Consider the following 2,521-nt stretch of genomic DNA (forward strand, 5'->3'; position numbering starts at 1 on the left):
AATCAAGCTTTTTATCAGGGTATCTGCTTCCTTTCATCTCCTGTATGAGAGAACTTTCCCTGTTTATTCTGCTGGTCACTCCGGCTTCAAAAATATTGACAACCATGCTTTTTCAATACAACGAAAAGGGCTGGAATCAGTATGCCAATGCCATCAACCTGCTGATCGTGTTATTTGTGGTTATCAGCAATGTTGTGGTCAACCGGGTTACAGGCGCATCCATTGATAAAGGAATAGGAGGGCAATAGAATGCCGGAAATTATACTTAAGAATATTACAAAAAAGTTTGGAAAGGCCCTTGCTGTGGACAATTTGAACCTGGTGATCCGGGACAGAGAGTTCGTGACCCTTCTGGGACCTTCCGGCTGTGGGAAAACGACCACACTCCGGATGATTGCCGGATTGGAAACACCCACGGAAGGAGAAATCTTCATTGATGGAAGCTGTGTCTTTTCCTCAGAAACAGGTATCGATATCTCACCTGATAAAAGAAATGTGGGTTTCTTGTTTCAAAACTACGCTCTCTGGCCCCATATGACAGTGTACAAGAATGTTGCCTTCGGTCTTGAGAATATGAAATGGGATAAAGGCAGAATTGAAAACAGAGTCAGAGAACTCCTTGAAATGCTGAGGATAGAAGAATTCAGCGGACGTTATCCCTCGGAACTTTCCGGCGGGCAGCAGCAGAGAGTCGCCATTGCCAGAACCCTGGCGACAGGACCGAAAATCCTGTTTATGGATGAACCCTTGAGCAACCTGGATGCCAAACTGCGGATGGAGATGAGAACCGAGCTGAAGAGACTGCATGTGGAAACAGACTCTACATTTGTATATGTGACCCATGATCAGCTGGAGGCCATGACACTTTCCACCAAGATCTGTCTTCTCAAAGACGGACTTCTTCAGCAGTTTGACTCGCCTCTGGAGGTCTACCATAACCCTTCCAATTATATTGTGGGATACTTTGTGGGCAGTCCCAATATCAATGTCCTTGAAGTCAGCGGAAACAATATAAATCTGGATGAGATCAAATTGAGTCACAGGGAACTTGAATTCCTCTTTGTGCCCACATCCTCGAGCATCAGTATAGAAGAGGGACAAACCCTGCTTCTGGGGATTCGACCGGAAGACATTTCCATCACTGATGATGGTGAGGTTGAAGCGGCCATTTATTCTACCTTACCCTCAGGCATGGAAACCATTGTAAAACTGGACATGAACGGATTAATTTTAACCTGTGTGGTCTTCGGGAGTGTGGATTTTGCCATGGGAGAAAAGGTCCGGATCAGCTTTCATGCAGCCCATAATGTATTATTTGACAAAAAGAGTGAGAGGAACCTGGCGGTTGGAAAACTGATGTGACCCTACAAGATTATTATATCCCCCGGAAGATTCTGATCATTGATGATGAGGAGCATATACTGCAGATGATCCGGATGAATATGAAGACTCAAGGATACGGCTGCCTGACAGCGTTAAGCGGAGAAGAAGGATTTGCGCTGGCCAGGAAACACATCCCCGACCTCATTATTCTGGATGTCATGATGCCCGGAATGGATGGAGTGGAAACATGCCGCAGGGTGAAAGAAGATCCTCTTACCAGAAGGATTCCCGTTTTGATGCTGAGTGCCAAGAGTCAGGGGGATGATAAAATTAAGGGGCTTCAGGGAGGGGCAGATGATTATATCACCAAGCCTTTCAGTCTCCAGGAGCTCTTTCTGAGAATTAAGGCGGCCCTGAGGCAGGTTGATCTGTTGTCATCCCCGAAACCGGGGATTTATCAGGTGGGTTCTCTTCTCCTGGATATGGACAAATATCAGCTGACCATCCAGGGAGAGAGGGTCGATCTGACTATGACCGAATTCAGAATCCTTCATCTGATGATGAAAATACCCGGAGCCACAGTGGACCGGGATGAGATGATCAAGGAGATATTTGATATGGCTCCCTCCGAAATGGGCCGGACCCTGGATGTTCATATCCGGAACATCAGGAAAAAGCTGGAGTTCCAGCATCCCGCTGATTGCAGCATTGAGACAATCCGGGGCAGAGGATTTCGTCTCATCGAAACAACATGAGAGCGCATTTTTCAATCCTTTCTATTTCGGGATTACTTTTCCTTCTGGTTTTGGGCGGGATCATCTTCTACCTCTATGCCCTGAATTTGATCATTGAAGCCACGGAACGAAGAGGGCTCTCGGATATCCGCCAGATTCATAAGGATCTTATCGAATATGAACCGGAGGGTGAACTCAGTCTCCGGGACTTTCAGAATATTGTGAAGTCCCAGAGCAGAATACTCTCAGCACGAGTCATCATCATAGATATGGATTCCTATCTGCTGGCGGACTCTGAGAAAAAAGAGGGAGATATTTCAGGGCAGTATATCAACGCCGAACTCTCTGATGCCAAACTCAGACCCTATGCCAGCAGCTCCCTGCCGGGAAGGAGTCCCGGTGATTTTACCGTCACCATTGCCCAGAGGAAAGAGTTTGAGGGAAAAGAGCTTGTTATCTCTGTC

Annotated in this window: 2 protein-coding genes and 2 pseudogenes; all 4 read left to right on the forward strand. The window is 46.7% G+C overall.

Annotation, left to right across the window (positions count from 1 at the left end):
- Positions 1–248: pseudogene (locus tag PF479_RS06395) on the forward strand (iron ABC transporter permease); the annotation flags it as partial.
- A gap of 1 nt (position 249) precedes the next feature.
- Positions 250–1,362, forward strand: coding sequence for an ABC transporter ATP-binding protein (locus PF479_RS06400; protein WP_298003740.1), 1,113 nt, complete (start codon positions 250–252; stop codon positions 1,360–1,362).
- The gene (locus tag PF479_RS06405; protein WP_298003742.1) at positions 1,359–2,078 is read left to right on the forward strand and encodes a response regulator transcription factor; all 720 of its coding nucleotides are present in this window, start codon (positions 1,359–1,361) and stop codon (positions 2,076–2,078) included. Before PF479_RS06400 ends, PF479_RS06405 begins: the two co-directional genes overlap by 4 nt.
- Positions 2,075–2,521, forward strand: a pseudogene (locus tag PF479_RS06410) (hypothetical protein); the annotation flags it as partial. The gene PF479_RS06405 and the pseudogene PF479_RS06410, both read left to right, overlap by 4 nt.

Origin of the sequence: Oceanispirochaeta sp. (genome assembly GCF_027859075.1) — a bacterium.
In the GTDB taxonomy this organism is placed as follows: Bacteria; Spirochaetota; Spirochaetia; order DSM-2461; family DSM-2461; genus Oceanispirochaeta.